This window comes from Bacillus sp. AF62, assembly GCF_050312695.1.
In the GTDB taxonomy this organism is placed as follows: Bacteria; Bacillota; Bacilli; order Bacillales; family Bacillaceae_G; genus Bacillus_A; species Bacillus_A cereus.
In genome coordinates, this window is record NZ_JBNPJZ010000034.1 from 1 (window position 1) to 1006 (window position 1006).

Consider the following 1006-nt stretch of genomic DNA (forward strand, 5'->3'; position numbering starts at 1 on the left):
TGAACTGGACCCAAAAAGTTGGACACATATTTAAGCAGCTAATAAGGATTGAACTCTGTATTGTACAGGGGGCAATCCTTTTAATTTTGTTTTAATTCTTTTATGGTTATAGTAATGAATATAATTTTCTAATTCTATTTTAAAGTGTTCCATACTTTCAAATTCTTTAAGGTAAAGTAATTCAGACTTTAATAAGCCAAAGAAATTTTCTATGACTGCATTATCTAAGCAATTTCCCTTACGGGACATACTTTGAATTATATTATGTTCTTTTAAAGTATGCTGGTATTTGTCCATTTGATAGTGCCACCCCTGATCTGAATGCAGAATAAGAGTATCTTCTTTATTCAAGCGTTTTAATGCTTGATCTAACATCCTTTCAACTAAAAGGAAAGTAGGACGTTTCTCAATATTATAAGAAATAATTTCACCGTTAAACAAATCTAGAATAGGAGATAAATAGAGTTTTTCACCAAATAAGTGAACTTCAGTAACGTCTGTAACCCACTTTTCATTAGGGTGAGAGGCCTTGAAATCTCGTTTCAAGACATTAGGTGCCACTTTCCCAACTTTCCCACGATATGAGCGGTATTTAGAGATTCTTACCAACGATTTTAACCCTAATTGATTCATCAAACGAAGGACAGTTTTATGATTAATCCTATAGCCCTTATTATGCAATTCTAGAGTGATACGTCTATATCCGTATCGTCCTTGATGTTCATGAAAAATCTGTTTAATTGTTTCTTTAACGTCTTTATATTTATCTTCTCGTTCCATTTGCTTCACCCAGTAATAATACGTACTACGGGCAATTTTAGCCATTCTAATCAAGTCCATAATTTTATATTCATGCCTTAACTCAAATATTATGTACGCTTTGTCTTTCTCTGTAATTTCTCTTTCTCTTGAATTAAGGCGTGTAACTTTTTTAAATAAGCATTTTCCATTCGTAAATATTCAATCTCTGATTGTAAATCATTTTGAGAGTTCTTATCTTGTTTTT

Annotated in this window: 1 pseudogene; it reads right to left on the reverse strand. The window is 31.6% G+C overall.

The annotated features are described in order from the left end of the window. Positions 1-30: 30 nt before the first annotated feature. A pseudogene (locus tag ACQRBL_RS04840) lies at positions 31-1006 on the reverse strand (IS3 family transposase); the annotation flags it as partial.